This is a genomic window from Caballeronia sp. LZ028 (assembly GCF_031451415.1).
GTDB classification, from domain to species: domain Bacteria; phylum Pseudomonadota; class Gammaproteobacteria; order Burkholderiales; family Burkholderiaceae; genus Caballeronia; species Caballeronia zhejiangensis.
Window position 1 is genome coordinate 1,473,719 of sequence record NZ_JARUXN010000001.1, and the last position, 24,036, is coordinate 1,497,754.

Consider the following 24,036-nt stretch of genomic DNA (forward strand, 5'->3'; position numbering starts at 1 on the left):
CGGGCGAACGCGCGACGGGTTAGCATCGCGTGACTTTCATCGAATTTTTCCGGAGCACGCCATGAGCACAGCCAGCGAAGGCATCTACGGCTTCTCGGCCGAAACACTCGACGGCGCGACCGTCAGCCTCGACAAGTACCGCGGCAAGGTTCTGCTCATCGTGAATACGGCGAGCGAATGCGGATTCACACCGCAGTACAAGGGTTTGCAGGAGGTTTATCGACAGTACGCGGCGCGCGGTTTCGAGGTGCTCGGCTTTCCGTGCAACCAGTTCGGCAAGCAGGAACCGGGCGATGCCGGGCAAATCGGCGCTTTCTGCGAGCAAAACTACGGCGTCACGTTTCCGATGTTCGCGAAGATCGAGGTGAACGGCTCCAACGCGCATCCGCTCTACAAGTATCTGAAGGACAAGGAACCGGGCCTGCTCGGCATCGAAGCGATCAAGTGGAATTTCACGAAGTTTCTCGTCGATCGCAGTGGCAAGGTCATCAAGCGCTATGCGCCGCAGACCAAGCCGGAATCGATCACCGACGACATCGAAAAGCTGCTCTGACGCCGCTCAGAGAATCGGCGAGAAAAGCCGCGCGACGTGCATCGCCATGCGCCGCCAGAAGGCCTTGCCGCGATAGTCATTGGCGTCGATCTCGAACGAATGCGCGAAGTCGGCGAGCAGCATGGTTTCCACTTCGCTAGCGAACGCGCGATCGACGGTCAGCACCGTGATCTCGAAGTTCAGGCGAAACGAGCGATTGTCGAGATTCGCGCTGCCGATCGACGCGGCGATGCCGTCGACGAGCACGACCTTCTGATGCAGAAATCCCGGCTTGTAGCGGAAGATGCGAACGCCCGCCTGCACGAGGTCGTACGCATAAAGCCGTGACGCCGCGAACACCACGCGATGATCGCGCCGGCTCGGAATCAGGATGCGTACGTCGACGCCACGCATCACGGCGAGCCGCAGCGCCGAGAACACGGCTTCGTCGGGAATCAGATAGGGCGATGTGATCCAGATGCGCTCGCGCGCCGCGTTGATCGCCTCGACAAAGAAAAGCGAACAGGTTTCCTGTTTGTCCGCCGGGCCGCTCGACAGCACCATGCAGTGCATGTTCTCGCCGGAATGCGGCGCGGGGCCGAGTTCCGGCAGGCGTTGCGTCGCCCAGTACCAGTCTTCGGTGAACACGAACTGAATGCTCGCGACCGCCGGGCCGCGCACTTCGATATGCGTGTCGCGCCACGGCGAAAGCCGCGGATTGCCGCCGAGATATTCGACGCCCACGTTGTGCCCGCCGACGAACGCGCATTTGCCGTCCACCACGACGATCTTCCGATGATTGCGGAAGTTGATCTGGAAACGGTGCACGAACTTGCGGGTGGCCGCGAACGGATGCGCCTCGACGCCGCCCGCCCGCAGCGCATTGACGTAGCGATGCGGCAGGTCGAAGCTGCCGATACTGTCATAGAGGAAGTACACGCGCACGCCGGCCTGAGCTTTCTTGATGAGCGCGTCCTTGAGCATTTCGCCGAGCGCATCGGCGCGCACGATGAAGAATTGCACGACCACATAGCGTTCGGCGCCGGCGATCGCTTCGAGAATCGCGGCGAACGTCGCGTCGCCGTTGATGAGCACGCGGGCCGAGTTGCCGCGCAAGAACGGCATGCCGGACAGGCGCTGCAGCGTGCGGATCGTCGGATTGCCGAGATAAGCGGCAGGCCCCGGCGCGATTTCGCCGCGCGCGCCGGTGGAATCGACGAGCGGAGCGGCTTCGGGCGCATCGCTGCGGGCGCCGGAATCCCATTCGGCAGGCTTCGAACGGCTGCGCAGGATCTCGATTTCCAGCCGCCGTTCGTCGATATAGCCGGCGAACTTGCTGCGGCCGAGGAAGAGATACGGGATCAGCGTGAAGTAGGGCATCGCGACGAGCGACACGGCCCACGCGACCGCGCCTTGCGACGTGCGTGTGTTGATGACGGCATGGATCGCGGCGATCACGCCGAGCACATGCGCGGCCATCACGAGCGTGCCGAGGTGAAGCCAGTCGGATGCTTGCATAGACGCGGGAAGGAGCTAAGGGCTTGGCTAATGGCGATTTGCCATATTACCCAACCCTTCCACGCGAAGTGTCAGCGATCGTTGCAGCGCTTGCGCCGCCGCAACGACCGCTCACGGAGAAGCGGACGCTCAGGCCGGAAGGTCGGCGGCCTGGATGAGGAACACGTTGTCATCGCCGGCGCTCGTCGAGAGCCAGACGAGATCGAGGCCGCCGAGCGCGGCTTCCACATTCGGGCGCTCATTGCCGATCTCGACGACGAGCACGCCGTCCTCGGTCAGCCACTTGCCCGCCTCGCGCACGATGCGCCGTACCACGTCCATGCCGTCCGCGCCGCCCGCGAGCGCGAGCTCGGGTTCGTGGCGGTACTCTGCCGGCAGCGCCTGCATCGCGTCCGCGTTGACGTACGGCGGATTCGTGATGATGACCTCGTAGCGCGCCTCGGGAAGCGGCGCGTACAGGTCGCCTTCGTAGAGGCTCACGCGCTCTTCCAGACCGTAATCGTCCACATTGCGGCGCGCGACCGCGAGCGCATCGGCGGAAATGTCGACGGCGTCGACATCGGCGTTTTCGAAGGCCTGCGCCGCGAGAATCGCGAGGCAGCCCGAGCCGGTGCACAGTTCGAGCACGCGCGTGACCTGATCCGGATCGGCCACATACGGCTGCAAGCCGTCCTGCAGCAACTCGCCGATGAACGAGCGCGGCACGATCACGCGTTCATCGACGTAAAAGCGGCGGCCGTGCATCCACGCTTCCTGCGTGATGTACGCGGCGGGAATGCGTTCCTTCGCGCGGCGCTCGATGACTTTCATGACCGCGTCGATCTCGTGGTCGAGCAGGCGCGCGTCGAGGAACGGGTCGAGCGTGTCGAGCGGCAGATGCAGCGTATGCAGGATCAGATACGCGGCTTCGTCGTAGGCATTGGACGAGCCGTGGCCGAAGGACAAGCCCGCTTCGGTGAAACGCGAGACGCCGAAGCGCAGCAGGTCGCGCACGGTGGTGAAGGGCAGCGCCATCGAAGGCTCCTTTTTATTGTCGGATTTGAATTAGGCGATCAGTGCTTCGAGCACGCGGCGGTACACGTTCTTCAACGGTTCGATGAAGCGCACTTCGACATGCTCGTCGATCTTGTGGATCGTGCCGTTCGGCGGGCCGAATTCGACGACCTGATCGCAGATTTGCGCGATGAAGCGTCCGTCGGACGTGCCGCCCGTGGTAGACAGCTCGGTGCGCACGCCGGTTTCATCGGCGATGGCTTTTTCGAGCGCGTCGGACAGCGCACCGCGCGGGGTGAGAAACGGCAGGCCGCTCACGATCCACTGCAGGTCGTATTCGAGGCCGTGCTTGTCAAGGATCGCGTGGACGCGGCTTTGCAGGCTCTCGACCGTGCTCGCGGTCGAGAAGCGGAAGTTGAACATCAGGTCGGCATGACCGGGAATGATGTTGGTCGCGCCGGTGCCCGAATGCAGGTTCGACACTTGCCAGGTTGTCGGCGGGAAATATTCGTTGCCGTCGTCCCATTTTTCGGCGACGAGCTCGGCGAGCGCGGGCGCGAGCAGATGCACCGGATTCTTCGCGAGATGCGGATACGCGATATGCCCCTGCACGCCCTTGACGACGAGCTTGCCCGTCATCGAGCCGCGCCGGCCGTTCTTGACCATGTCGCCGAGCGTGGCGTTCGAAGTCGGCTCGCCGACGATGCAGTAATCGAGCCGCGTGCCGCGCGCCTTCAGCGCTTCAACGACCTTGATCGTGCCGTCGGTCGCGGGGCCTTCTTCATCGCTCGTGATGAGAAACGCGAGCGTACCGCGATGTTCCGGATGCTGCGCGACGAATTCCTCGCTCGACACGACGAACGCCGCGAGCGACGCCTTCATGTCCGCCGCGCCGCGACCGTAGAGTTTGCCGTCGCGATGCGTCGGGGTGAAGGGCGGCGAGCTCCACTGTTCGAGCGGGCCGGTCGGCACGACGTCGGTATGGCCGGCGAAGGCGAGCAGCTTGCCGCTTGCGTCCGTGCCGCGCCTGACGGCCCACAGGTTCGTGACGCCGCCCGATTCGATCGTTTCGCATTCGAAGCCGATCGCCGCGAGCCGCTCGATCATGAGCGCCTGGCAAGCCTTGTCGTCGGGCGTGACGGATGCGCGTTCGATCAGCGCTTCGGTAAGGGAAAGGGTGCCGGACATGGTTCTTTTTCCACAGCGATAAAAAATGCCGGCGCGCGGGCCGGCACTCGTAGCAAGCTCGCGATGACCGTCGGATTCACAGTCATCGCGTCGGCTCAGGCAAAGAGCGTTTCGTACTGCTCGGCGGAAAATCCGAGCGTCTTCACGCGCCCGTTCACCACCACGACCGGCCGCTTGATGATCGACGGCTTGTGGATCATCAGCGCGATCGCGCCGTTGGTCGTGTCGGCTTCGGCCTTGTGCACGTCCGACAGGCCGCGCCACGTCGTGCCGCGCTTGTTGATGAGCTGATCGAGCGATACGTCCTTCAGCCAGTCCTGAACCAGCTTCTCGTTCACGCCGGCTTTCTTGAAGTCGTGAAACTCGAACGGCACGCCGTGCTCTTCCAGCCACACGCGCGCCTTCTTCACCGTGTCGCAGTTCGGAATGCCGTAGACGACAGTCGTCGGGGTGGATCCGCGTGCCAAAATCAGTCGCCTCGCAGCAGTTCGTTCAGGCCGACTTTCGCGCGCGTCTTGGCGTCGACCTTCTTCACGATGACCGCGCAGTACAGGCTGTGCGAGCCGTCCTTCGACGGCAGGTTGCCCGCGACGACGACCGAGCCCGCCGGAATGCGGCCGTACGTGACTTCGCCGGTTTCGCGATCGTAGATCTTCGTCGACTGGCCGAGATACACGCCCATCGAGATGACGGAATTCTCTTCGACGATCACGCCTTCCACGACCTCCGAACGCGCGCCGATGAAGCAGTTGTCCTCGATGATGACCGGGTTCGCCTGCAGCGGCTCCAGCACGCCGCCGATGCCCACGCCGCCCGACAGGTGCACGTTCTTGCCGATCTGCGCGCACGAGCCGACGGTCGCCCACGTATCGACCATCGTGCCTTCGTCGACATATGCGCCGATGTTGGTGTAAGACGGCATCAGCACGACGTTCTTCGCGATGAACGAGCCGCGGCGCGCGATGGCCGGCGGCACGACGCGGAAACCGCCCGCCGCGAAGTCTTCGGCCGTGTAGTTCGCGAACTTCGAGGGCACCTTGTCGTAGAACTGCGTGTAGTTGTAAGACCCGCCACCGGCAGGCATCGGCGCGTTGTCTTCCAGTCGGAACGACAGCAGCACGGCCTTCTTGAGCCACTGATTCACGACCCAGTCGCCATCGCGCTTTTCGGCGACGCGCATCTGGCCTTTGTCGAGCTGCTCGATCGCATGCGCGACGGCTTCGCGGACTTCGGCGGGCGCGGCCTTGGGCGACAGCTCGGCGCGGTTTTCCCAGGCGGTATCGATGATGCTCTGAAGTTGTTGCGACATAGTTGGTATCAAGGATGGGTAGTTGGGCCGGCTACGTTTCAGAACCGTTTGTCAGGAACTGAGCGTGCGGCAGAATTCGACGATGCGGCGAGCGCCTTCGACACATTCCCCGGTTTCAGCGACGAGCGCGATGCGCACGAAACCTTCGCCGGGATTCGTGCCGTGCGCCGTGCGAGCGAGAAAGGAGCCCGGCAGAACCGTCACATTATAGTCGGCGTAAAGGCGTGCAGCGAACTGGGTATCGGTGAGCCCGGTGCCCGAAACGTTCGCCCAGAGGTAGAACGCGGCGTCGGGCAAACGCACGTCGAGGACGTCCGCGAGCATCGGCGTGACCGTCTGGAATTTTTTCAGATACTGCGCGCGGTTGTCGCGCACGTGCGTTTCATCCTGCCACGCGACGATGCTCGCGCGCTGAAACACCGTCGACAGCGCCGCGCCGTGATACGTGCGATAGAGCAGGAAGTCCTTCAGGATCGACGCATCGCCCGCGACGAAGCCCGAACGCATGCCCGGCACGTTCGAGCGCTTGGACAGGCTCGACAGCATCACGAGACGGTCGAAGTTGCGATTGAGCAGCCGCGCGGCTTCGAGGCCGCCGAGCGGCGGATTGCTTTCGTCGAAATAGATCTCCGAATAACACTCGTCCGATGCGATCACGAAGCCGTGCCTGTCCGACAGCGCGAAGAGTTCGCGCCAGTTTTCGAGCGTGAGCACGGCGCCCGTCGGGTTGCCCGGCGAGCAGACGTAGAGCAGTTGCGTGCGCGCCCAGATCTCTTCGGGCACCGCCGAGTAATCGCACGCGAAGTTGCGCGCCGGATCGCTGTTGACGAAGTACGGCTCGGCGCCCGCGAGCAGGGCCGCGCCTTCGTAGATTTGATAGAACGGGTTCGGACAGAGTACGATGGGCGGTTCTGCGGCCTTGTTCGTGCGGCTGTCGATCACGGTCTGCGCGAGCGCGAAAAGCGCCTCGCGCGAGCCGGAGACAGGCAGCACTTCGGTTGCCGGATCGATCGATTCGAGGCCGTAACGCTGCATCACCCATGCCGCGATCGCGCGGCGCAACGGCTCGCTGCCGAGCGTCGCCGGGTAGCTCGCGAGGCCGTCGAGCGAATCGATCACCGCATCGCGGATCAGCGCGGGCGTCGGATGCTTCGGCTCGCCGATGCCGAAGCTGATCGGCGTGAATCCCGCGCGCGGCTCGATGCCCTTGAAGAGCAGACGAAGCTTTTCGAATGGATAAGACTGAAGTTTCTCGAGAAGTGGATTCACGGCGTGACCGGTAAGCAGTGAGCGATGCGCGCGAGGCGAGAAGCGCCTGCGAGCGCGGCAATCGGAAGAATCGAACGGACGTGAAACGAACTCACGATTATAGCGCGTGGCGTCGCGCCGGAAACGGCGGGCGGCGCGCGCCACGAAGGACGAAAACACGAGTGATGCCGGACGCAATGCAAGGACCATCTCGATGACGAGCAGCGTGCGCAACGCATGGCCGACGCTCGCAATCATGCTCGGCGCGTCGGTGTGGGGCCTTGTCTGGTATCCAATGCGGATGCTTGCCGCCATGGGCCTCTCCGGCACGGCCGCGAGCGCGACGACGAGCGCCGCCGCGTGCGTCTTCGTGCTCGTCGCGAAACGCCGCTCGATCAGTACGCTGTCGTGGCACTGGCTGCTCGTCGGGCTCGGCGTGGCCGCGGGCGTGACCAATATCGGTTTCGTGTGGGGCGCGATCCACGGTCAGGTGATGCGCGTGCTGCTGCTCTTCTATCTGACGCCCGCGTGGACCGCGATCTTCGCGCACTTCATCCTGAAAGAGCGTCTCACGCGCGCCGACGCCGCGCTCTCGCTCCTCTCGCTCGCGGGCGCGGTCACCATGCTCTGGTCGCCCGAACTCGGCATGCCGCTGCCGGCCGATCTCGCCGAATGGTCGGGTCTGACGGGCGGCATGGGCTTCGCGATGAGCAACGTGCTCGTCGTGAAAGTCACCCGTACGCTGCCCGCGATGAAGCCCGAGATGCGCACGGCGGTGATCTTCGGCGGCGCGGCGCTCATCGCGTCCATCGTCACGCTGTTCGAGCCGATGCCCGCGCCGCCCGCAGCCGCTCTCTTGCCGACCGTGAGCCTGATCGTGATCGGGCTGGGCGTCGTGCTCGCCGGCAACAACATGATCGTGCAACTCGGCCTCGCGCGCGTGCCGGCCAATCGTGCGTCGATCATCATGCTGTTCGAACTCGTCGTCACGGCGCTGTCGGCGTGGCTCTTCGCAGGCGAAGTCCCCGGCGCGCGAGAATGGGCGGGCGGCGCGTGCATCGTCGTTGCATGCGTGCTGTCGGCGTGGGTGCATCGGCCGCGGGCAGCGCGCTCGCCTTCGTCCGCCGCGTCCGACATCGCGATAGAAGTGCCGGAAAGCAAAAAGAAATCGACTCGCGCGATGGTATGATGGAGTCCGCTTTCGCCGGGCCAGTTGATGGTGCTTCACTGCCGCGCGGCCGGGAAACGACGGGCCGCGCTGCGGCCTGTCTGCCATATATCCTCCGTCACTCATTCAAAACAGCGATATCGCCGTGCGTCTGACCTCGATAAAACTCGCTGGCTTCAAGTCCTTCGTCGATCCCACGCATTTCCAGGTCCCCGGCCAACTGGTCGGCGTCGTCGGGCCGAACGGCTGTGGCAAGTCCAATATCATCGATGCCGTGCGCTGGGTGCTCGGCGAATCGCGCGCCTCCGAGTTGCGCGGCGAATCGATGCAGGACGTGATCTTCAACGGATCGACGGCGCGCAAACCCGGCAGCCGGGCTAGCGTCGAACTCATTTTCGATAACGGCGACGGCCGCGCCGCCGGTCAATGGAGCGCCTACGGCGAAATCGCCGTGAAGCGCGTGCTCACGCGCGACGGCACTTCCAGCTACTACATCAACAACCTGCCCGCGCGCCGTCGCGACATCCAGGACATCTTCCTCGGCACGGGTCTCGGCCCGCGCGCCTACGCGATCATCGGGCAGGGCATGATCGCGCGCATCATCGAGGCGAAGCCCGAAGAGCTGCGGGTGTTCCTCGAAGAAGCCGCGGGCGTGTCGAAGTACAAGGAGCGCCGCCGCGAGACGGAGAACCGTCTGCATGACACGCGCGAGAACCTGACGCGCGTCGAAGACATCATCCGCGAGCTGTCGACGAACCTCGAAAAGCTCGAAGCGCAGGCGGTCGTCGCGACGAAGTACAAGGAACTGCAGGCCGAAGGCGAAGAGAAGCAACGCCTTCTGTGGCTCTTGCGCAAGAAGGAAGCGGGCAACGAAGCCGAGCGTCAGCAGCGCGCCATTCGCGAGGCCCAGGTCGAGCTCGAAGCGCAGACGGCGCGTCTGCGTGAAGTCGAAGCGCAACTGGAAACGCTGCGCGTCGCGCACTACAGCGCGAGCGACGCGATGCAAGGCGCGCAAGGCTCGCTCTACGAAGCCAATGCCGAAGTGAGCAGGCTCGAAGCGGAGATCCGCTTTATCGTCGAGTCGCGCAATCGCGTGCAGGCGCAGATCGCCGCGCTCACCGCGCAGCGCGAGCAATGGCAGGTGCAGGCGCAAAAGGCGCGCGACGAAATCGATACCGCGACCGAAGCGCTCGCCGAAGGCGAAGAAAAGGCCGCGATCGCGCAGGAAAATGCCGCCGCGAAACACGACGCGCTCCCCGCGCTCGAAGCGCGCTGGCGCGACGCGCAAGCGCAATTGAACGAAGAACGCGCGGGCATCGCGCGCGCGGAACAGGCGCTCAAGCTCGAAGCGGCGCATCAGCGCAACGCGGATCAGCAGCTTCAGCAATTGCAGCAGCGTCAGGAGCGTCTGAAGAGCGAGGCGAGCGGTCTGGACGCGCCCGACGAAGCGCATCTCGAAGAGTTGCGCATGCAGCTCGCGGAAAACGAAGAGATTCTCGCCGAAGCACAAGCGCGTCTCGCCGATGCGCAGGAAACCGTGCCGCGTCTGGACGCCGAGCGCCGCGCCGCGCAGGAACGCGTGCAGAAGGAAAGCGCGCAGATCCATCAGCTCGAAGCGCGCCTCGCCGCGTTGAAGCAGCTTCAGGAAAGCGTGCAGACGGAAGGCAAGATCCAGCCGTGGCTCGACAAGCACGAGCTCGGCGCGCTGCCGCGTCTGTGGAAGAAGCTGCACGTCGAGACCGGCTGGGAAGCGGCGCTCGAATCCGTGCTGCGCGAGCGTCTCGCCGCGCTGGAAGTATCGAATCTGGATTGGGTCAAGGCGTTCGCCACGGATGCGCCGCCCGCCAAGCTCGCGTTCTACTCGCCGCCCGTCGCGGGCAAGCCGGTCGACGCGCCGCAAGGCTTGCGCTCGCTGCTGTCGCTCGTGCGCATCGACGATCCGGGCCTGCGCGCCGTGCTCAACGAATGGCTCGCCACGACTTTCGTCGCCGACGATCTCGCGCAGGCGCTCGCTTCGCGCAATCAGTTGCCGGATGGCGCCGCGTTCGTCGTGAAGGCGGGGCATATCGTGACGCGCGTGGGCGTGCAGCTTTACGCGTCGGATTCCGAGCAGTCGGGCATGCTCGCGCGTGCGCAGGAAATCGAGAATCTGACGAAGCAGGTGCGCGCGCAGGCTTTGCTGTCCGATGAAGCCAAGGCCAACGCCGTGCGTGCCGATGCCGCCCACACGCAAGGCTCGCAGACGCTCGCGGAAGCGCGCGCCGCCGCTGAACGCGCGACGCAGCGCGTGCACGCGTTGCAGATGGACGTGCTCAAGCTCACGCAGGCGCACGAACGCTATACGCAGCGCAACACGCAGATCGGCGAGGAGCTCGAAGAGATCGCCGCGCAGGTCGACGAGCAGCGTGCCTTGCGCGCCGAATCGGAAGCCGCGTTCGAACGTCACGATGGCGAAATCGCGCAATTGCAGGCGCGTTTCGAAGACAACCAGCTTGCGTTCGAGTCGCTCGACGAGGAACTCACGAACGCGCGCCACGAACTGCGCGAACTGGAACGCGCCGCGAGCGATGCCAGCTTCGCCGTGCGCGGCCTCGCCGCGAAGATCGACGAATACAAGCGCAATATCGAGACGGCGCACGATCAGAGCGAGCGCATCGCGGGCACGCTGGAAGACGCGCGCGCCGAACTCGAAACCATCAACGAACAGACCGCGCAGACCGGCCTGCAGGACGCGCTCGAAGTGCGCGCGGCGCGCGAGGAAGCGCTGCATGCGGCGCGCGTCGAACTGGACGATCTGACCGCGCGTCTGCGTCAGGCCGACGAGCAGCGCCTCATGGCCGAACGTTCGCTGCAGCCGCTGCGCGACAAGATCAACGAGTTGCAACTGAAGGAGCAGGCGGCGCGCATCAGCGGCGAGCAGTTCGTCGAGCAGTTGCAGGCAGCCGGGGTCGATGAAGCCGAGCTCGCAGAAAAGCTCACGCCGGACATGAAGCCGTCGTATCTGCAGGGCGAAGTCACGCGGCTGAACAACGCGATCAACGCGCTCGGCCCGGTCAACATGGCCGCGCTCGAGGAACTCGCCGCAGCGACCGAGCGCAAGCATTTCCTCGACGCGCAGTCCGCGGATCTGAACGACGCCATCGGCACGCTGGAAGACGCGATCCAGAAGATCGATCAGGAAACGCGCGCGCTGCTGCAAGGCACCTTCGATGAAGTGAACCGTCACTTCGGCGAACTGTTCCCGCGCCTTTTCGGCGGCGGTCAGGCGAAGCTCATCATGACCGGCGATGAAATCCTCGACGCCGGCGTGCAGGTCATGGCGCAGCCGCCCGGCAAGAAGAATTCGACGATTCACCTGCTTTCGGGCGGCGAAAAGGCGCTGACCGCGACCGCGCTCGTGTTCGCGATGTTCCAGTTGAACCCTGCGCCGTTCTGTCTGCTCGACGAAGTCGACGCGCCGCTCGACGACGCCAACACCGAGCGCTTCGCGAACCTCGTGCGCGCGATGTCGGCCAAGACGCAGTTCCTGTTCATCTCGCACAACAAGATCGCGATGGAAATGGCGCAGCAACTGATCGGCGTGACGATGCAGGAGCAGGGCGTGTCGCGCATCGTCGCGGTGGACATGGAAGCGGCGGCGGGCTTCGCGCAGAACGGCTGAAGCATCGCGCTCGCGAGAGTTTGATTGAGTGAAAGGGCCGGACGAGGTTTCCGGCAGCGTGCGTCAAGGCGCGGAGTGGCGCGCATCGGCCAGGCGGCGGCGAGAAGCCGGAACGCGGCGATGCGCGCGACAGATCGCGCGGCGCTTCGTAACTTAAAAGAATGATGGAGCCTGCATGGACGAGTTGACACTCGGTTTGATTGGAGCCGGAGCCGTGGTGGTGGGCGGCGTGGTGGTGTACAACGCGTGGCAGAGCGCGAAGGTGCGTCGCAAGATGCCGCGTCCGATGCCGGACGAAGCGGCGGATGCGCTTGCGCGCCAGGAAGCGGACGACGAGCAGCCGTTCATCGAGCCCGTGCGTCAGTCGCGGCGCGAGCCCGTAGCGGGCGGCGCCGATGGCGCCGATGCCGAACCGCGCGATACGCGTGTCGAGCCGAGCTTCGGCACGGCGAACGAGTCGACGGCGGCGGCTCCCGTCGCGCCTGCCGATACCGCCGTCGATCTCCAGGCCGAGGCGACGTCCGCCAATGGCGCGTCCGAGGAAGCGCCAAGTGCCACCGAAGACGAGCGCACCGAACCGGTGATGCCCGCCGCGACGACGATTTCGCAGGCGCCGCCGGCGGTCGTCGATCGCCGCATCGATTGTGTCGTGCCGATTCGCCTCGCCGCGCCGGTTGCGGGCGATCGCGTGATTCCGCTTGCGCAGCGCCTGCGCCGCGCGGGCACGAAGCCCGTGACGATCGAAGGCAAGGCCGAAGGCGACAGCGCGTGGGAGTTGCCGCGAAACGGCGTGCGCTACGAGGAGTTGCGCGCGGCCGCCCAGCTCGCGAACCGCAGCGGCCCGCTCAACGAACTCGAATTCTCGGAGTTCGTGACCGGCGTGCAGCGGCTTGCCGACGCCATCGACGGCGCGCCCGAATTCCCCGACATGATGGAAACCGTCGGCATGGCGCGCGAGCTGGACGCGTTTGCCGCGCAATGCGACGCGCAGCTCTCGATCAACATCCTCTCCGACGGCGCGCCGTGGTCCGCGAACTACGTGCAGGCGGTGGCGTCGCAAGACGGCCTTTTGCTCTCGCGCGACGGCACACGCTTCGTCAAACTCGACGCGAAGCAGAATCCGGTCTTCATGCTCCAGTTCGGCGACACGAACTTCCTGCGCGACGACCTCACCTACAAGGGCGGCCAGATGATCACGCTGGTGCTCGACGTGCCCGTCGCCGACGAAGACATCCTGCCGTTCCGCCTGATGTGCGATTACGCGAAGTCGCTGTCGGAGCGTATCGGCGCGCGTGTCGTCGACGACCAGCGCCGGCCCTTGCCGGAGTCCGCGCTGCTCGCCATCGAGAAGCAGTTGATGACGCTCTACGCGAAGCTGGAGCAGGCGGGCATTCCGGCCGGCTCGCCCGCGACGCGGCGTCTTTTCAGCCAGTAACTTTTTGCTGCGCGCAGTCGGCAAGGCGCTTGCTTGCCAGGAGAATCGCGCCCCAGCCGGGGCGCTTTTCTTTGCGTGCGCGCCGCCGCACCGACGCCCGCACTTAGGCCGTTTGGCCGAGGCCACGATTTACCGATCTTCTGAGACAATCGAACGGTCGGTTGACTGACTTACCTACTTTCTCGAAGCCGCATGTCCGCAAAATCAAAAGCCGAATCCGCCGCGACCGCGAAGTCGGGCGCCGCCGTGCCCAGCGCCGCTCGTCCGGCCGAGCGCGCGGCGTGGCTGCGTTCGGAACTGGAACGCGCGAACTACGCGTATTACGTACTGGATCAGCCGGATCTGCCCGACGCCGAGTACGACACGCTCTTCAAGGAACTTCAGGGCATCGAGACCGAGCATCCGGATCTGATCACGCCGGATTCGCCGACGCAGCGCGTGGGCGGCGAAGTCGCCGAAGGATTCACGCCGGTCGTCCATGACGTGCCGATGCTTTCGCTCAACAACGGCTTCGCGGACGAGGACATCGCCGCATTCGACAAGCGCGTGTCCGACGCGCTGGGCCACGCGAGCGTCGAATATGCGTGCGAGCTCAAGTTCGATGGTCTCGCCATTTCCCTGCGTTACGAGGACGGCCATTTCGTGCAGGCCGCGACGCGCGGCGACGGCGCGACGGGCGAGGACGTGACGGCGAACGTACGCACCATCCGCTCGGTTCCGCTCACGCTGAAGGGCAAGAACGTGCCGAAACGGCTCGACGTGCGCGGCGAAGTGCTGATGTTCAAGCGCGATTTCGAGCGCCTGAATGCGCGTCAGCGCGAAGCGGGCCAGCGCGAGTTCGCGAATCCGCGCAACGCGGCGGCGGGCGGCTTGCGTCAGCTCGATCCGAAGATGACCGCGCAGCGTTCGCTGTCGTTCTTCGCTTATGGCATTGGCGTGCTCGAAGGCGCGGAGATGCCCGCGACGCACGCCGCGTTGCTCGACTGGTACAAGGAAATGGGCTTGCCGGTGAATGCGGAGCGCGCCGTGGTCGAAGGCGCCGACGGTTTGCTCGCCTTCTTCCACCGGATCGGCGAGAAGCGCGAGAAGCTGCCGTACGACATCGACGGCGTCGTCTACAAGGTCGACCGCCGCGACGAGCAGGATAAGCTCGGCTTCGTGTCGCGCGCGCCGCGTTTCGCGCTCGCGCACAAATTCCCGGCGCAGGAAGCGCTGACGCAACTGCTCGCCATCGACGTGCAGGTCGGTCGAACGGGCGCGATCACGCCGGTCGCGCGTCTCGCGCCGGTGTTCGTCGGCGGTGCGACGGTCACGAACGCGACGTTGCACAACGAGGACGAAGTGCGGCGCAAGGACATCCGCATCGGCGATACGGTCACGGTGCGCCGCGCGGGCGACGTGATCCCCGAAGTCGTCGGCGCCATTCTTGAGCGCCGTCCCGCCGACGCGCGCGAATTCGTCATGCCGACGGAGTGCCCCGTCTGCGGCTCGAAGATCGAGCGCCTGCCGGACGAGGCGATCGCGCGCTGCACGGGCGGGTTGTTCTGTCCCGCTCAGCGCAAGCAGGCACTGTGGCACTTCGCGCAGCGCCGCGCGCTCGATATCGACGGGCTAGGTGAGAAGATCATCGATCAACTCGTCGAGCAGAATCTCGTGCGTACGCCCGCGGATCTGTTTAATCTCGGCTTTTCGACGCTCGCGGCGCTCGACCGTTTCGCCGACAAATCCGCGCAGAACCTGATCGATTCGCTCGAAAAAGCGAGGAAGACGACGCTCGCGCGCTTCATCTATGCGCTCGGCATCCGGCACGTGGGCGAATCGACGGCGAAGGATCTCGCGAAGCATTTCGGCTCGCTCGATCCGATCATGGCTGCTTCGGTCGAAGAGCTGCTCGAAGTCAACGATGTCGGGCCGATCGTCGCCGAGGCCATCCACAATTTCTTCAGCGAAGAACACAACAAGCATGTGATCGAGCAGTTGCGCGTCAAGGTGTCGTGGCCGGAAGGGCCGCCCGCGCCGAAAGCGCCGCAGGGCGTGCTGGCCGGCAAGACCGTCGTGCTGACGGGCACGCTGCCCACGCTATCGCGCGAGGAAGCGAAGGAAATGCTGGAGTCGGCGGGTGCGAAGGTTGCCGGTTCCGTATCGAAAAAGACCGACTACGTCGTGGCGGGCGCGGAAGCGGGCAGCAAGCTCGCCAAGGCGGAGGAACTCGGGGTTCCTGTTCTCGACGAAGAGGCCATGCGTAAGCTTTTGGAAGGAGTCACTCCATGATTCGCGAAATCCTGAAGATGGGCGATCCGCGGCTTTTGCGTATCGCGCAGCCGGTCGAGCATTTCGACACGCCCGAACTGCACGCGCTCGTGCAGGATATGTTCGATACGATGCGCGACGCCAACGGCGCGGGGCTGGCCGCGCCGCAGATCGGCGTCGATCTGCAGGTGGTGATCTTCGGCTTCGGGCAGAACGAGCGTTATCCGGACGCGCCGTCGGTGCCGGAGACGGTGCTCATCAATCCGATCATCACGCCGAACGGACACGACATGGAGGAGGGTTGGGAAGGCTGTCTGTCCGTGCCGGGTTTGCGCGGCGCGGTGCAGCGTTTCTCGATGATCCGCTATCAGGGTTTCGATCAGTACGGCAAAGCCATCGAACGGCTCGCGGAGGGCTTTCACGCGCGCGTCGTGCAGCACGAGTGCGACCATTTGATCGGCAAGCTCTATCCGATGCGTATCACCGACTTTTCGAAGTTCGGCTTCACCGAAGTGCTGTTTCCGGGTCTCGATCCCGCGCGCGACGACTGACGCCGCGCGGTTGGAATCGCAACGAATCAGCCTGAATACGGAGAGCCGCTTTCGCGAGAAGCGGCTTTTTCTTTACGCCAACGTTTTCGGATTGCCGCTGACGTCGGGTTGACGAAACAGCGCGACATGCTCCGGATTCGCGGATGCCTGCAGGCGTCCGTCGGGCAGACGGGCGATCACCATTTCACCCACGCCGGGGCTCGTCACGACGACTTCGTCGCGCAGGGCGAGGAGGGCTTCGAGCCGTCGCCGGCCACTCACGATCTCCAGACCGGTTCCCGTCTCACGAACGATGATTTCAACTGACATGGCGATTCTCCATCAATGCCGTTCAATGCTGCTGATCCTGCTGTCTGGTTTATCGGATCGATGACTTATTTTCTTTAGCCAAAAAGCCGCCAAAAATGAAACGGCACGACCGGAATTGCGTCGTGCCGTTTTTTCTGCTGGAACGTCGCATTTTTGCGACGCAATACGGCGCCGCGCGAACGTTCGATCGACGTGCGCGCGAACTGCTCGGTTTGCTCAGAAAGTCTCGTTCGGGCCGAGATAGCGCCACTGGCCGGGGGGCAGCGCGCCGAGCGTCACGTGGCCCATGCGAATGCGCTTCAGACCGACCACTTCCAGTCCGACGAGCTCGCACATGCGGCGGATCTGCCGCTTCTTGCCTTCGCGGAGCACGAAGCGCAGTTGTTCGCCGTTTTGCCAGCTCACCTGCGCGGTCTTGAGCGGCACGCCGTCGAGTTCGAGGCCGTGACGCAGGAGCGCGAGTTTTTCGGCGGGGAAATGCTGATCGACGTCGACCGTATGCTCGCCGAAGCGCACGCGCACGAGGTATTCCTTGTCGACTTCCGAGTGGCCGCCGATCAGTTGTTTCGCGATGCGGCCGTCCTGCGTGAGCACGAGAAGTCCCGTCGAGTCGATGTCCAGGCGGCCCGCCGGCGCGAGCGTGCGCAGATGGCTCGGCGCGAAGCGCACACCCGAGTGGTCCTCGTTCCAGTGATTGGCCGGGTTGATGAGCGTGACCGCGGGCTCGTAGCCGTCTTCCGCCTGACCCGAGACGTAGCCGACCGGCTTGTGCAGCAGGATCGTGACGAGGCGCGCTTGCGCGGAATGCGCCGCGGGCAGGATTTCGATGTTCTGCGTCGGACGGATGCGCGTGCCGAGCGTGTCGATGACCTCGCCGTCGACGAGCACCCAGCCTTTCTCGATCCATTCGTCGGCTTCACGGCGCGAGCAGAGGCCGAGCTCCGACATCACTTTCGACAGGCGCACGAGGCCGTCGTGGTGATCGCGATGCTTCGGCGCGGACTCGGGGACGGGCGCGGCGGGCTTCGTCGCAGGTTTCGCCGCTGGCTTGCGCGTATCGCCGCGATCGTCGCGTCTGGCGTACGGACGGTCGTTCTCATCGCGGCGTGCGGGACGCGCTCCGGGCGCGCGATCGTCGCGTGACTTGCGCGGATCGCGTTCGTTGAAAGCGGGACGCGAATCGTCGCCGCGCGGTTTGAAGGGACGACGTTCATCGGCGCCCGATGCGCGTTCGCCACGCGGCGGCCTGTCGTCGAACGACTTGCGCGGACCACGTTCACCGAAAGCGGGACGCGAATCGTCGCCGCGCGGTTTGAAGGGACGACGTTCATCGGCGCCCGACGCGCGTTCGCCACGCGGCGGCCTGTCGTCGAACGACCTGCGCGGACCACGCTCGCCAAACGCCGGACGCGAATCGTCACCACGCGGTTTGAACGGGCGACGTTCATCGCTACCCGATGTGCGTTCGCCACGCGGCGGCCTGTCGTCGAACGACTTGCGCGGACCACGCTCGCCAAACGCCGGACGCGAATCATCGCCGCGCGGTTTGAACGGACGACGTTCATCGCTACCCGATGTGCGTTCGCCACGCGGCGGCCTGTCGTCGAACGACTTGCGCGGACCACGTTCACCGAAGGCGGGACGCGAATCGTCACCACGCGGTTTGAACGGACGACGTTCATCGCCACCCGACGGACGCTCGCCACGCGCAGGCGGACGACCCTCGAACGACTTGCGCGGACCACGTTCACCGAACGCGGGACGCGAATCATCGCCACGCGGTTTGAACGGACGACGTTCATCGCCACCCGATGAACGCTCGCCACGCGCAGGCGGACGACCTTCGAACGACTTGCGCGGACCGCGTTCACCGAACGCCGGACGCGAATCGTCACCACGCGGCTTGAAAGCACGCGGCTCACGCGGCGCGTCGCTGCGCTTGTCGGCCGGCTGGCCCGATCGCTTCGGATGCGCCTCGTCCGGCGACGGTGCGCGAACGGGCTTGCGCCCGGTGGTCGTGCCGGCTCGAACCGGCGAACGCGTTGCCGAGGTCGGACGCGGATGTTTGGCTGTCAGTTTGACGCGCATAAAGTCTCAGGCTGCGATCGCGCGCAGCAGTTCGGTTTCCACCTGGATCTGGGTGCGGTTGTTCGACAGGCTCTTGCCGTCGAGCAGAAACACGTCTTCGACGCGTTCGCCGAGCGTGTTGATCCGTGCCGCCTGCACGCCGATCCGGTGTTGCGCCAGAACGCGCGCGATCGAATAAAGAAGGCCCTGCCGGTCGTTCGCCGACACGGATAGGATGTAGTACTGGCCGCGATCGTCGGGACGCAGGTCCACGCGCGGCGTGATCGGAAACGTACGCACGAGCCGCGACACGCGGCCCTTCGACGGTTCCGGGAGAATACGCTCGTCCGTGAGCAGCGCGGCCAGTTGCTGCTCGACGAGATTGGCGATGTCGCGATAACTCCCGTCGTGGTCCGGATGGGCCACGAGGAAGTTGTCGAGCGCATAGCCGTGGCGGGTCGTCGTCACGCGCGCATCGAGCACGGAAAGCCCGTTCTTGTCGAAATACGCGCAGATGCCGGCGAAAAGATCCGGCCGATCCTTCAGATAGACGAGCACCTGCAGCGCGGCGCCGATGGGCGAGGGCCGCGCCCGCACGATCGGCTCCTCGCTCGCGACGTGCCGATAGAGCACGCGCGTCTGCCACGCGATGTCGGCCGGATCGTGACGCAGGAAATAGCCGACGTCGAGCTGATCCCAAAGCCGCTTCTGCGCGCCTTCGGGAACCGTTTCGAGCCGCAGCAGCGCGAGCGCCGCTTCCTGCCGCGATTTGAGTTCCGAATGCGCGTCGGTCTGCGCGCCGCCGAGCACGGCTTGCGTCGCGCGGAAGAGATCTTCCAGCAGCTTGCCCTTCCAGTTGTTCCAGACTTTCGGACTCGTGCCGCGGATATCGGCGACGGTCAGCAGATACAGCGCCGTGAGCCGGCGTTCCGTCTTCACGACGGAGGCGAACTGCTTGATGACGTCCGGATCGCTCGTGTCCTGCTTCTGCGCGACCTGGCTCATCGTCAGATGCTGCTGCACGAGCCACACGACGAGCTCGGTGTCTTCGTCGCCGATGTCGTGTTCGCGGCAGAAGCGCCGGGCATCGGCCATGCCGAGCGTCGAATGATCGCCGCCGCGGCCTTTCGCGATATCGTGAAAGAGCGCCGCGACGTACAGCACCCACGGGCGCTCGAAATTGCCCATCAGTTGGCTGCAGAACGGATATTCGTGCGCGTGCTCGGCGATCGCGAAGCGCCGCAGATTGCGCAGCACCATCAGGATGTGCTGATCGACCGTGTAGACGTGATAGAGATCGTGCTGCATCTGTCCGACGATGCGCCGGAAGTTCAGCAGATAGCGCCCGAGCACGCTCGTCTGGTTCATCAGGCGAAACGCGTGCGTGATGCCTTCGGGCTGCTTGAGAATCTCCATGAACAGCCGGCGGTTTTCCGGGTCGCGCCGCCAGTCGCGGTTCATCAGATCGCGCGCGTTGTAGATCGCCCGCAGCGTGCGCGCCGAAAATCCCTTGATGCCGCGCGTTTGTTCGTACAGCAGAAACGCTTCGAGAATGGCGTGCGGCTCGCGCTCGAAGACATCGTCGCGGGCGATTTCCAGCATGCCTTGCTTCTCGACGAAACGCCCGTTGACGACGCGCGTGATGCCGCTCGTCGACGGAAAAAGCTGCGCTTCGACGTTCTGGATCAGGATGGTCGCGAGCTGCGTGACGGCTTTCGCCGCCCAGTAATAACGGCGCATCAACTGCTCGCTCGCGCGCTTGGCGGCGGTCGCCTTGAAGCCGAAGCTTTCCGCGAGCGGCGTCTGCAGGTCGAAGACGAGAATGTCCTGACGGCGCTTCGCGATGACGTGCAACCGCGCGCGCAGCGCCTTCAGGAAGCCTTCGTTGCGGCGTAGTTCGCGCGCTTCGCGTTCGGTGATGAGCCCGCGCGTGTCGAGTTCGCGCCAGCTGCTGCCGAAACCCGCTCCGCGCGCAATCCAGAGAATCAGTTGCAGATCGCGCAGGCCGCCGGGACTTTCCTTGATGTTCGGCTCGAGGCTGTAGGGCGTGTCCTGAAACTTCGCGTGCCGCTGGCGCATTTCCAGCACCTTCGCCTGGAAGAACGCGCGCGGATCGAGCGTCTCGTGGTAGCGCGCCGAGAAGCGCTGAAAAAGTTGCGTATCGCCGCAGATGCGCCGCGCTTCGAGCAGCGACGTCTGCACGGTGATGTCGTTGCCCGCCTCGGCGATGCATTGCTCCACCGAGCGCACGCTGCTGCCGATATCGAGCCCGAGATCCCACGCCATGCCGATGAAGCGCTCGACGCGGCCGTTGAGCTCCGCGTCGCTGCCGTGCGGCGATGCGTCGGGCAGCAGGACGAGAATGTCGACGTCGGAGTAGGGCGCGAGCTCGCCGCGTCCGTAGCCGCCGACCGCAACGAGCGCCGCGCTGTCCGGCATGTCGCAGGCGGACCACGCGCCTTTGAGGGCGTCGTCGGTGGCGCGGGCGAGCGCGCGCATCAGCGGTTCGACGTTCGAGCCGGACTGAAAGCGTTCGATGAGCGCCGCCTTCGCCGCCTTGTAGGCGGCGCGCAACGATTCACAGGGCGTGGCGACAGCGGCGGTGACGCTCATGGATCGACCAAAAAGGAGGTGGGGGCGCGCCGGCGGGAAAGCGGGCGCGCGCGGAGACGGAGAATCAGGCGGTTGCCGCGATCAGTTGCGACGGCGCCTGCGTGCCCGCCGAGACGGTCAGCACTTCGTAGCCCGTCGGCGTGACGAGCACCGTGTGCTCCCATTGCGCCGAGAGGCTGCGGTCGCGCGTCTTGACGGTCCACTGATCCGGCATGGTGCGGATTTCGCGGCGGCCGGCGTTGATCATCGGTTCGACGGTGAAGATCATGCCCGCCTCCAGTTCGATGCCCGTGCCCGCGCGGCCGTAATGCAGCACCTGCGGCTCCTCGTGGAACACCTGGCCGATGCCGTGGCCGCAATATTCGCGCACGACGCTGTAGCCTTGCGACTCCGCGTGCTTCTGGATCGCCGCGCCGATATCGCCGAGATGCGCGCCGGGGCGCACCTGATCGATGCCGAGCCACATGCAGTCGAACGTGGTCTGCACGAGACGCTTCGCCAGAATCGAGCCCTCGCCGACGATGAACATGCGGCTCGTGTCGCCGAAATATCCGTTCTTGATGACGGTGATGTCGATATTGAGCGCGTCGCCGTTCTTCAGCACTTTCTCGCCGGGGATGCCGTGACAGATCACGTCGTTCACGGAAATGCACGTGGCCTTCGGGTACGGCGGATAGCCGGGCGGCTGATAATTGAGCGGTGCGGGAACGGTGCCTTGTTCCTTCACCATATATTCGTGGCAAAGGCGATCGAGTTCTTCGGTGGTCACGCCGGGAACGATATGCGGCGTGATGAAATCGAGCACTTCGCTGGCGAGCCGGCAGGCGACGCGCATCTGTGCGATATCGTGTTCGTTTTTCAGCGTAATGGACATGACTTGGCCCGGAATGCGTCAATGCGGCAGTGAGCCGCGAAAGCGGCATTATCGCACCTTAGGAAATGCGCCGCACCCGGATAGTTCGAGGCGGGCGGCCGCGAAACACGAAACGCGCGCGCAATTCGGATCGGCCGTGCTGCTTGAGCCGACCAATCCTCACATGCTATACTCGCAGGCTAAGTCGTAATCCATATTGTCGTCACGATTTCATAAGACAATCGTGCCTGCAGGTGTGAAACGCGACTTAGTGTTAGTTGTTCCAGTCTGTTCAAGTCGATACGCAAGCCGGCGCACCCAGGGTGTCCGGCGTCCGGAAAGCAAAGATAACCGGGCGCGGGATGCGGCAGCCGGCTTAAGACCCAACCCTCGCGGAGAATTTTCATGGCAGTCACGATGCGTCAAATGCTGGAAGCCGGTGTCCACTTCGGTCACCAAACCCGCTTCTGGAATCCGAAGATGGCCCCGTACATCTTCGGTCATCGCAACAAGATTCACATCATCAACCTCGAAAAGACCCTGCCGCTCTACAACGACGCGCTGAAGTACGTGCGCCAGTTGGCAGCCAATCGCGGCACGATCCTTTTCGTCGGCACGAAGCGTCAGTCGCGCGACACGATCGCGCAGGAAGCAGCGCGCGCCGGCATGCCTTTCGTCAACGCCCGCTGGCTCGGCGGCATGATGACCAACTTCAAGACGCTGAAGGTTTCGATCAAGCGCCTGAAGGACATGGAAGCAGCGCTGGAATCGGGTGAAACCGAGCGGATGAGCAAGAAGGAAGCGCTTCTGTTCGAGCGCGAAATGGTCAAGCTGCAGAAGTCGATCGGCGGCGTCAAGGACATGGGCGGCATTCCGGACGCGATGTTCGTCATCGACGTCGGCTACCACAAGATTGCTGTCACCGAAGCGAAGAAGCTCGGCATTCCGGTCATCGCCGTGGTCGACACGAACCACTCGCCGGAAGGCATCGACTACGTGATCCCGGGTAACGACGACGCATCCAAGGCCGTCGCGCTGTACGCTCAGGGCGTCGCTGACGCGATCCTCGAAGGCCGCGCGAACGCGGTGAACGACGTTGTGCAAGCTGTCCGTAACGGCGAAGGCGACGAGTTCGTCGAGGTCAACGCAGAGGCGTAATCGAGCCCTGTGGCCGACAAAAAAGGGGGCTTTGCGAAAGGCCCCTTTTTTTTAGTCGGCGCGATAGACATGCCAATTTTCCTGCCGTGGGCGGGCTGTAAAGCCGGCGGCACGTATCAAACAGACTCAAGGAGCGAATGATGGCGGCAATTACCGCAAGCATGGTGGCAGAACTGCGCGCGAAGACCGATGCGCCGATGATGGAATGCAAGAAGGCGCTGACGGAAGCCGACGGCGACATGGCGCGCGCGGAAGAGTTGCTGCGCGTGAAGCTCGGCAACAAGGCGAGCAAGGCGGCATCGCGCGTGACGGCTGAAGGCATCGTGACGGCGCACGTCGAAGGCGGCGTGGGCGCGCTCGTCGAGCTGAACTGCGAAACCGACTTTGTCGCGAAGAACGACGACTTCCTGGCTTTCGGCAAGACGATTGCTGAACTGGTCGCGAAGAACAACCCGGCCGACGTGGCCGCGCTGTCGGCGCTGCCGCTCGAAAGCTCGACGGTCGACGCAGTGCGTCTGGCGCTCGTCGGCAAGATCGGCGAAAACTTGTCGATCCGCCGCTTCGTGCGCTTCGACTCCGCGAACAAGGTTGCGTCGTACCTGCACGGCACGCGCATCGGCGTTCTGGTCGAATTCACGGGCGCTGACGAGCAAGTCGGCAAGGACGTCGCGATGCACGTCGCCGCGATGAAGCCGGTTTCGCTGTCGTCGGACGAAGTGCCGGCCGATCTGATCGCCAAGGAGCGCAGCATCGCCGAGCAGAAGGCTGCCGAGTCGGGCAAGCCGGCCGAGATCGTCGCGAAGATGGTCGACGGCTCGATTCAGAAGTACCTGAAGGAAGTGTCGCTGCTGAACCAGCCGTTCGTGAAGAACGATAAGCAGACGATCGAGCAGTACCTGAAGGCGGCCGGCGCATCGGTGCAGAAGTTCGCGCTGTTCGTGGTTGGCGAGGGCATCGAGAAGCGTCAGGACGACTTCGCGGCCGAAGTGGCGGCGCAAGTCGCGGCGGCCAAGCAGTCCTAAGGCACGCTAAGGCTCGTTTAAGACGCGTGTGCTGTCATGGCGCGGCCGCGCGTCGGGCCCGCAGTACCGCGGCGGATCGTCCCGCCGCAAGAATTCAGCGATCCGGTTCGCACGAAGAGCGGGGGGGGGGGGGGGCGGGGGGCCCGAAGGCTCGCCGCGCA

The 24,036-nt window shown here is 64.6% G+C and carries 18 protein-coding genes; 8 read left to right on the forward strand and 10 right to left on the reverse strand.

Features of this window, described 5'->3' with window-relative positions:
- Window positions 1–61: 61 nt before the first annotated feature.
- Window positions 62–553 carry a glutathione peroxidase gene (locus QCE58_RS06940; protein ID WP_008350115.1) on the forward strand — a complete coding sequence of 164 codons (492 nt, stop codon included), beginning with the start codon at window positions 62–64 and terminating at the stop codon, window positions 551–553.
- A gap of 6 nt (window positions 554–559) precedes the next feature.
- Here QCE58_RS06940 and cls read toward each other — a convergent pair whose 3' ends face one another.
- The 6 genes from cls to dapC all read right to left on the reverse strand — a co-directional run bounded on the left by cls (window position 560) and on the right by dapC (window position 6,809).
- Window positions 560–2,050, reverse strand: a complete 1,491-nt coding sequence (gene cls / locus QCE58_RS06945) for a cardiolipin synthase (protein WP_033537247.1) — start codon at window positions 2,048–2,050, stop codon at window positions 560–562.
- Between the two features lie 129 nt (window positions 2,051–2,179).
- Entirely contained in the window at window positions 2,180–3,064 is an 885-nt protein-coding gene (gene prmB, locus QCE58_RS06950) for a 50S ribosomal protein L3 N(5)-glutamine methyltransferase (protein WP_250521075.1), read from the reverse strand.
- Window positions 3,065–3,094: 30 nt separating this feature from the next.
- Window positions 3,095–4,231: a succinyl-diaminopimelate desuccinylase gene (gene dapE / locus QCE58_RS06955; protein ID WP_008350108.1), complete on the reverse strand. Its 1,137-nt coding sequence runs from the start codon at window positions 4,229–4,231 to the stop codon at window positions 3,095–3,097.
- A 95-nt stretch (window positions 4,232–4,326) separates the two neighbouring features.
- Complete coding sequence (locus tag QCE58_RS06960; RefSeq protein WP_008350107.1) at window positions 4,327–4,698, reverse strand: ArsC family reductase; 372 nt, start codon at window positions 4,696–4,698, stop codon at window positions 4,327–4,329.
- Window positions 4,699–4,700: 2 nt separating this feature from the next.
- Complete coding sequence (gene dapD, locus QCE58_RS06965; RefSeq protein WP_175979978.1) at window positions 4,701–5,540, reverse strand: 2,3,4,5-tetrahydropyridine-2,6-dicarboxylate N-succinyltransferase; 840 nt, start codon at window positions 5,538–5,540, stop codon at window positions 4,701–4,703.
- Between the two features lie 51 nt (window positions 5,541–5,591).
- Window positions 5,592–6,809, reverse strand: a complete 1,218-nt coding sequence (gene dapC / locus QCE58_RS06970) for a succinyldiaminopimelate transaminase (protein WP_175979979.1) — start codon at window positions 6,807–6,809, stop codon at window positions 5,592–5,594.
- A 193-nt stretch (window positions 6,810–7,002) separates the two neighbouring features.
- Here dapC and QCE58_RS06975 point away from each other — a divergent pair, with 193 nt between their 5' ends.
- From QCE58_RS06975 to def, 5 genes are all read left to right on the forward strand, one after another.
- Window positions 7,003–7,977, forward strand: a complete 975-nt coding sequence (locus QCE58_RS06975) for a DMT family transporter (protein WP_250480466.1) — start codon at window positions 7,003–7,005, stop codon at window positions 7,975–7,977.
- 124 nt (window positions 7,978–8,101) lie between these two features.
- Window positions 8,102–11,617, forward strand: coding sequence for a chromosome segregation protein SMC (gene smc / locus QCE58_RS06980; protein ID WP_250521076.1), 3,516 nt, complete (start codon window positions 8,102–8,104; stop codon window positions 11,615–11,617).
- Between the two features lie 175 nt (window positions 11,618–11,792).
- Window positions 11,793–13,052: a cell division protein ZipA C-terminal FtsZ-binding domain-containing protein gene (locus QCE58_RS06985; protein ID WP_008350095.1), complete on the forward strand. Its 1,260-nt coding sequence runs from the start codon at window positions 11,793–11,795 to the stop codon at window positions 13,050–13,052.
- A 192-nt stretch (window positions 13,053–13,244) separates the two neighbouring features.
- Window positions 13,245–15,323: an NAD-dependent DNA ligase LigA gene (gene ligA, locus QCE58_RS06990; RefSeq protein WP_008350094.1), complete on the forward strand. Its 2,079-nt coding sequence runs from the start codon at window positions 13,245–13,247 to the stop codon at window positions 15,321–15,323.
- Entirely contained in the window at window positions 15,320–15,853 is a 534-nt protein-coding gene (def, locus tag QCE58_RS06995; RefSeq protein ID WP_008350093.1) for a peptide deformylase, read from the forward strand. The genes ligA and def overlap by 4 nt, the downstream gene beginning before the upstream one ends.
- A gap of 72 nt (window positions 15,854–15,925) precedes the next feature.
- On the opposite strand, the gene QCE58_RS07000 is transcribed toward def, so the two are convergent.
- From QCE58_RS07000 to map, 4 genes are all read right to left on the reverse strand, one after another.
- On the reverse strand, window positions 15,926–16,162 hold the full coding sequence (locus QCE58_RS07000) for a hypothetical protein (RefSeq protein ID WP_008350092.1): 237 nt from the start codon (window positions 16,160–16,162) through the stop codon (window positions 15,926–15,928).
- A 216-nt stretch (window positions 16,163–16,378) separates the two neighbouring features.
- Window positions 16,379–18,250, reverse strand: a complete 1,872-nt coding sequence (locus QCE58_RS07005; protein ID WP_250521077.1) for a pseudouridine synthase — start codon at window positions 18,248–18,250, stop codon at window positions 16,379–16,381.
- A gap of 6 nt (window positions 18,251–18,256) precedes the next feature.
- Window positions 18,257–20,842 carry a [protein-PII] uridylyltransferase gene (locus QCE58_RS07010; RefSeq protein WP_250521078.1) on the reverse strand — a complete coding sequence of 862 codons (2,586 nt, stop codon included), beginning with the start codon at window positions 20,840–20,842 and terminating at the stop codon, window positions 18,257–18,259.
- 64 nt (window positions 20,843–20,906) lie between these two features.
- Window positions 20,907–21,716: a type I methionyl aminopeptidase gene (gene map / locus QCE58_RS07015; RefSeq protein ID WP_008350089.1), complete on the reverse strand. Its 810-nt coding sequence runs from the start codon at window positions 21,714–21,716 to the stop codon at window positions 20,907–20,909.
- A gap of 384 nt (window positions 21,717–22,100) precedes the next feature.
- Here map and rpsB point away from each other — a divergent pair, with 384 nt between their 5' ends.
- Both rpsB and tsf read left to right on the forward strand, forming a co-directional pair.
- Window positions 22,101–22,853: a 30S ribosomal protein S2 gene (gene rpsB, locus QCE58_RS07020; protein ID WP_008350088.1), complete on the forward strand. Its 753-nt coding sequence runs from the start codon at window positions 22,101–22,103 to the stop codon at window positions 22,851–22,853.
- Window positions 22,854–22,993: 140 nt separating this feature from the next.
- The gene (gene tsf, locus QCE58_RS07025; RefSeq protein ID WP_008350087.1) at window positions 22,994–23,875 is read left to right on the forward strand and encodes a translation elongation factor Ts; all 882 of its coding nucleotides are present in this window, start codon (window positions 22,994–22,996) and stop codon (window positions 23,873–23,875) included.
- Window positions 23,876–24,036: the final 161 nt, after the last annotated feature.

What these genes read in the sequence shown, in the direction of transcription:
- QCE58_RS06940 (WP_008350115.1), top strand. Translation starts at nt 62, where the DNA reads ATGAGCACAGCCAGCGAAGGCATCTACGGCTTCTCGGCCGAAACACTC.
- cls (WP_033537247.1), bottom strand. Translation starts at nt 2,050, where the DNA reads ATGCAAGCATCCGACTGGCTTCACCTCGGCACGCTCGTGATGGCCGCG.
- prmB (WP_250521075.1), bottom strand. Translation starts at nt 3,064, where the DNA reads ATGGCGCTGCCCTTCACCACCGTGCGCGACCTGCTGCGCTTCGGCGTC.
- dapE (WP_008350108.1), bottom strand. Translation starts at nt 4,231, where the DNA reads ATGTCCGGCACCCTTTCCCTTACCGAAGCGCTGATCGAACGCGCATCC.
- dapD (WP_175979978.1), bottom strand. Translation starts at nt 5,540, where the DNA reads ATGTCGCAACAACTTCAGAGCATCATCGATACCGCCTGGGAAAACCGC.
- QCE58_RS06975 (WP_250480466.1), top strand. Translation starts at nt 7,003, where the DNA reads ATGACGAGCAGCGTGCGCAACGCATGGCCGACGCTCGCAATCATGCTC.
- QCE58_RS06985 (WP_008350095.1), top strand. Translation starts at nt 11,793, where the DNA reads ATGGACGAGTTGACACTCGGTTTGATTGGAGCCGGAGCCGTGGTGGTG.
- ligA (WP_008350094.1), top strand. Translation starts at nt 13,245, where the DNA reads ATGTCCGCAAAATCAAAAGCCGAATCCGCCGCGACCGCGAAGTCGGGC.
- def (WP_008350093.1), top strand. Translation starts at nt 15,320, where the DNA reads ATGATTCGCGAAATCCTGAAGATGGGCGATCCGCGGCTTTTGCGTATC.
- QCE58_RS07000 (WP_008350092.1), bottom strand. Translation starts at nt 16,162, where the DNA reads ATGTCAGTTGAAATCATCGTTCGTGAGACGGGAACCGGTCTGGAGATC.
- QCE58_RS07005 (WP_250521077.1), bottom strand. Translation starts at nt 18,250, where the DNA reads ATGCGCGTCAAACTGACAGCCAAACATCCGCGTCCGACCTCGGCAACG.
- QCE58_RS07010 (WP_250521078.1), bottom strand. Translation starts at nt 20,842, where the DNA reads ATGAGCGTCACCGCCGCTGTCGCCACGCCCTGTGAATCGTTGCGCGCC.
- map (WP_008350089.1), bottom strand. Translation starts at nt 21,716, where the DNA reads ATGTCCATTACGCTGAAAAACGAACACGATATCGCACAGATGCGCGTC.
- rpsB (WP_008350088.1), top strand. Translation starts at nt 22,101, where the DNA reads ATGGCAGTCACGATGCGTCAAATGCTGGAAGCCGGTGTCCACTTCGGT.
- tsf (WP_008350087.1), top strand. Translation starts at nt 22,994, where the DNA reads ATGGCGGCAATTACCGCAAGCATGGTGGCAGAACTGCGCGCGAAGACC.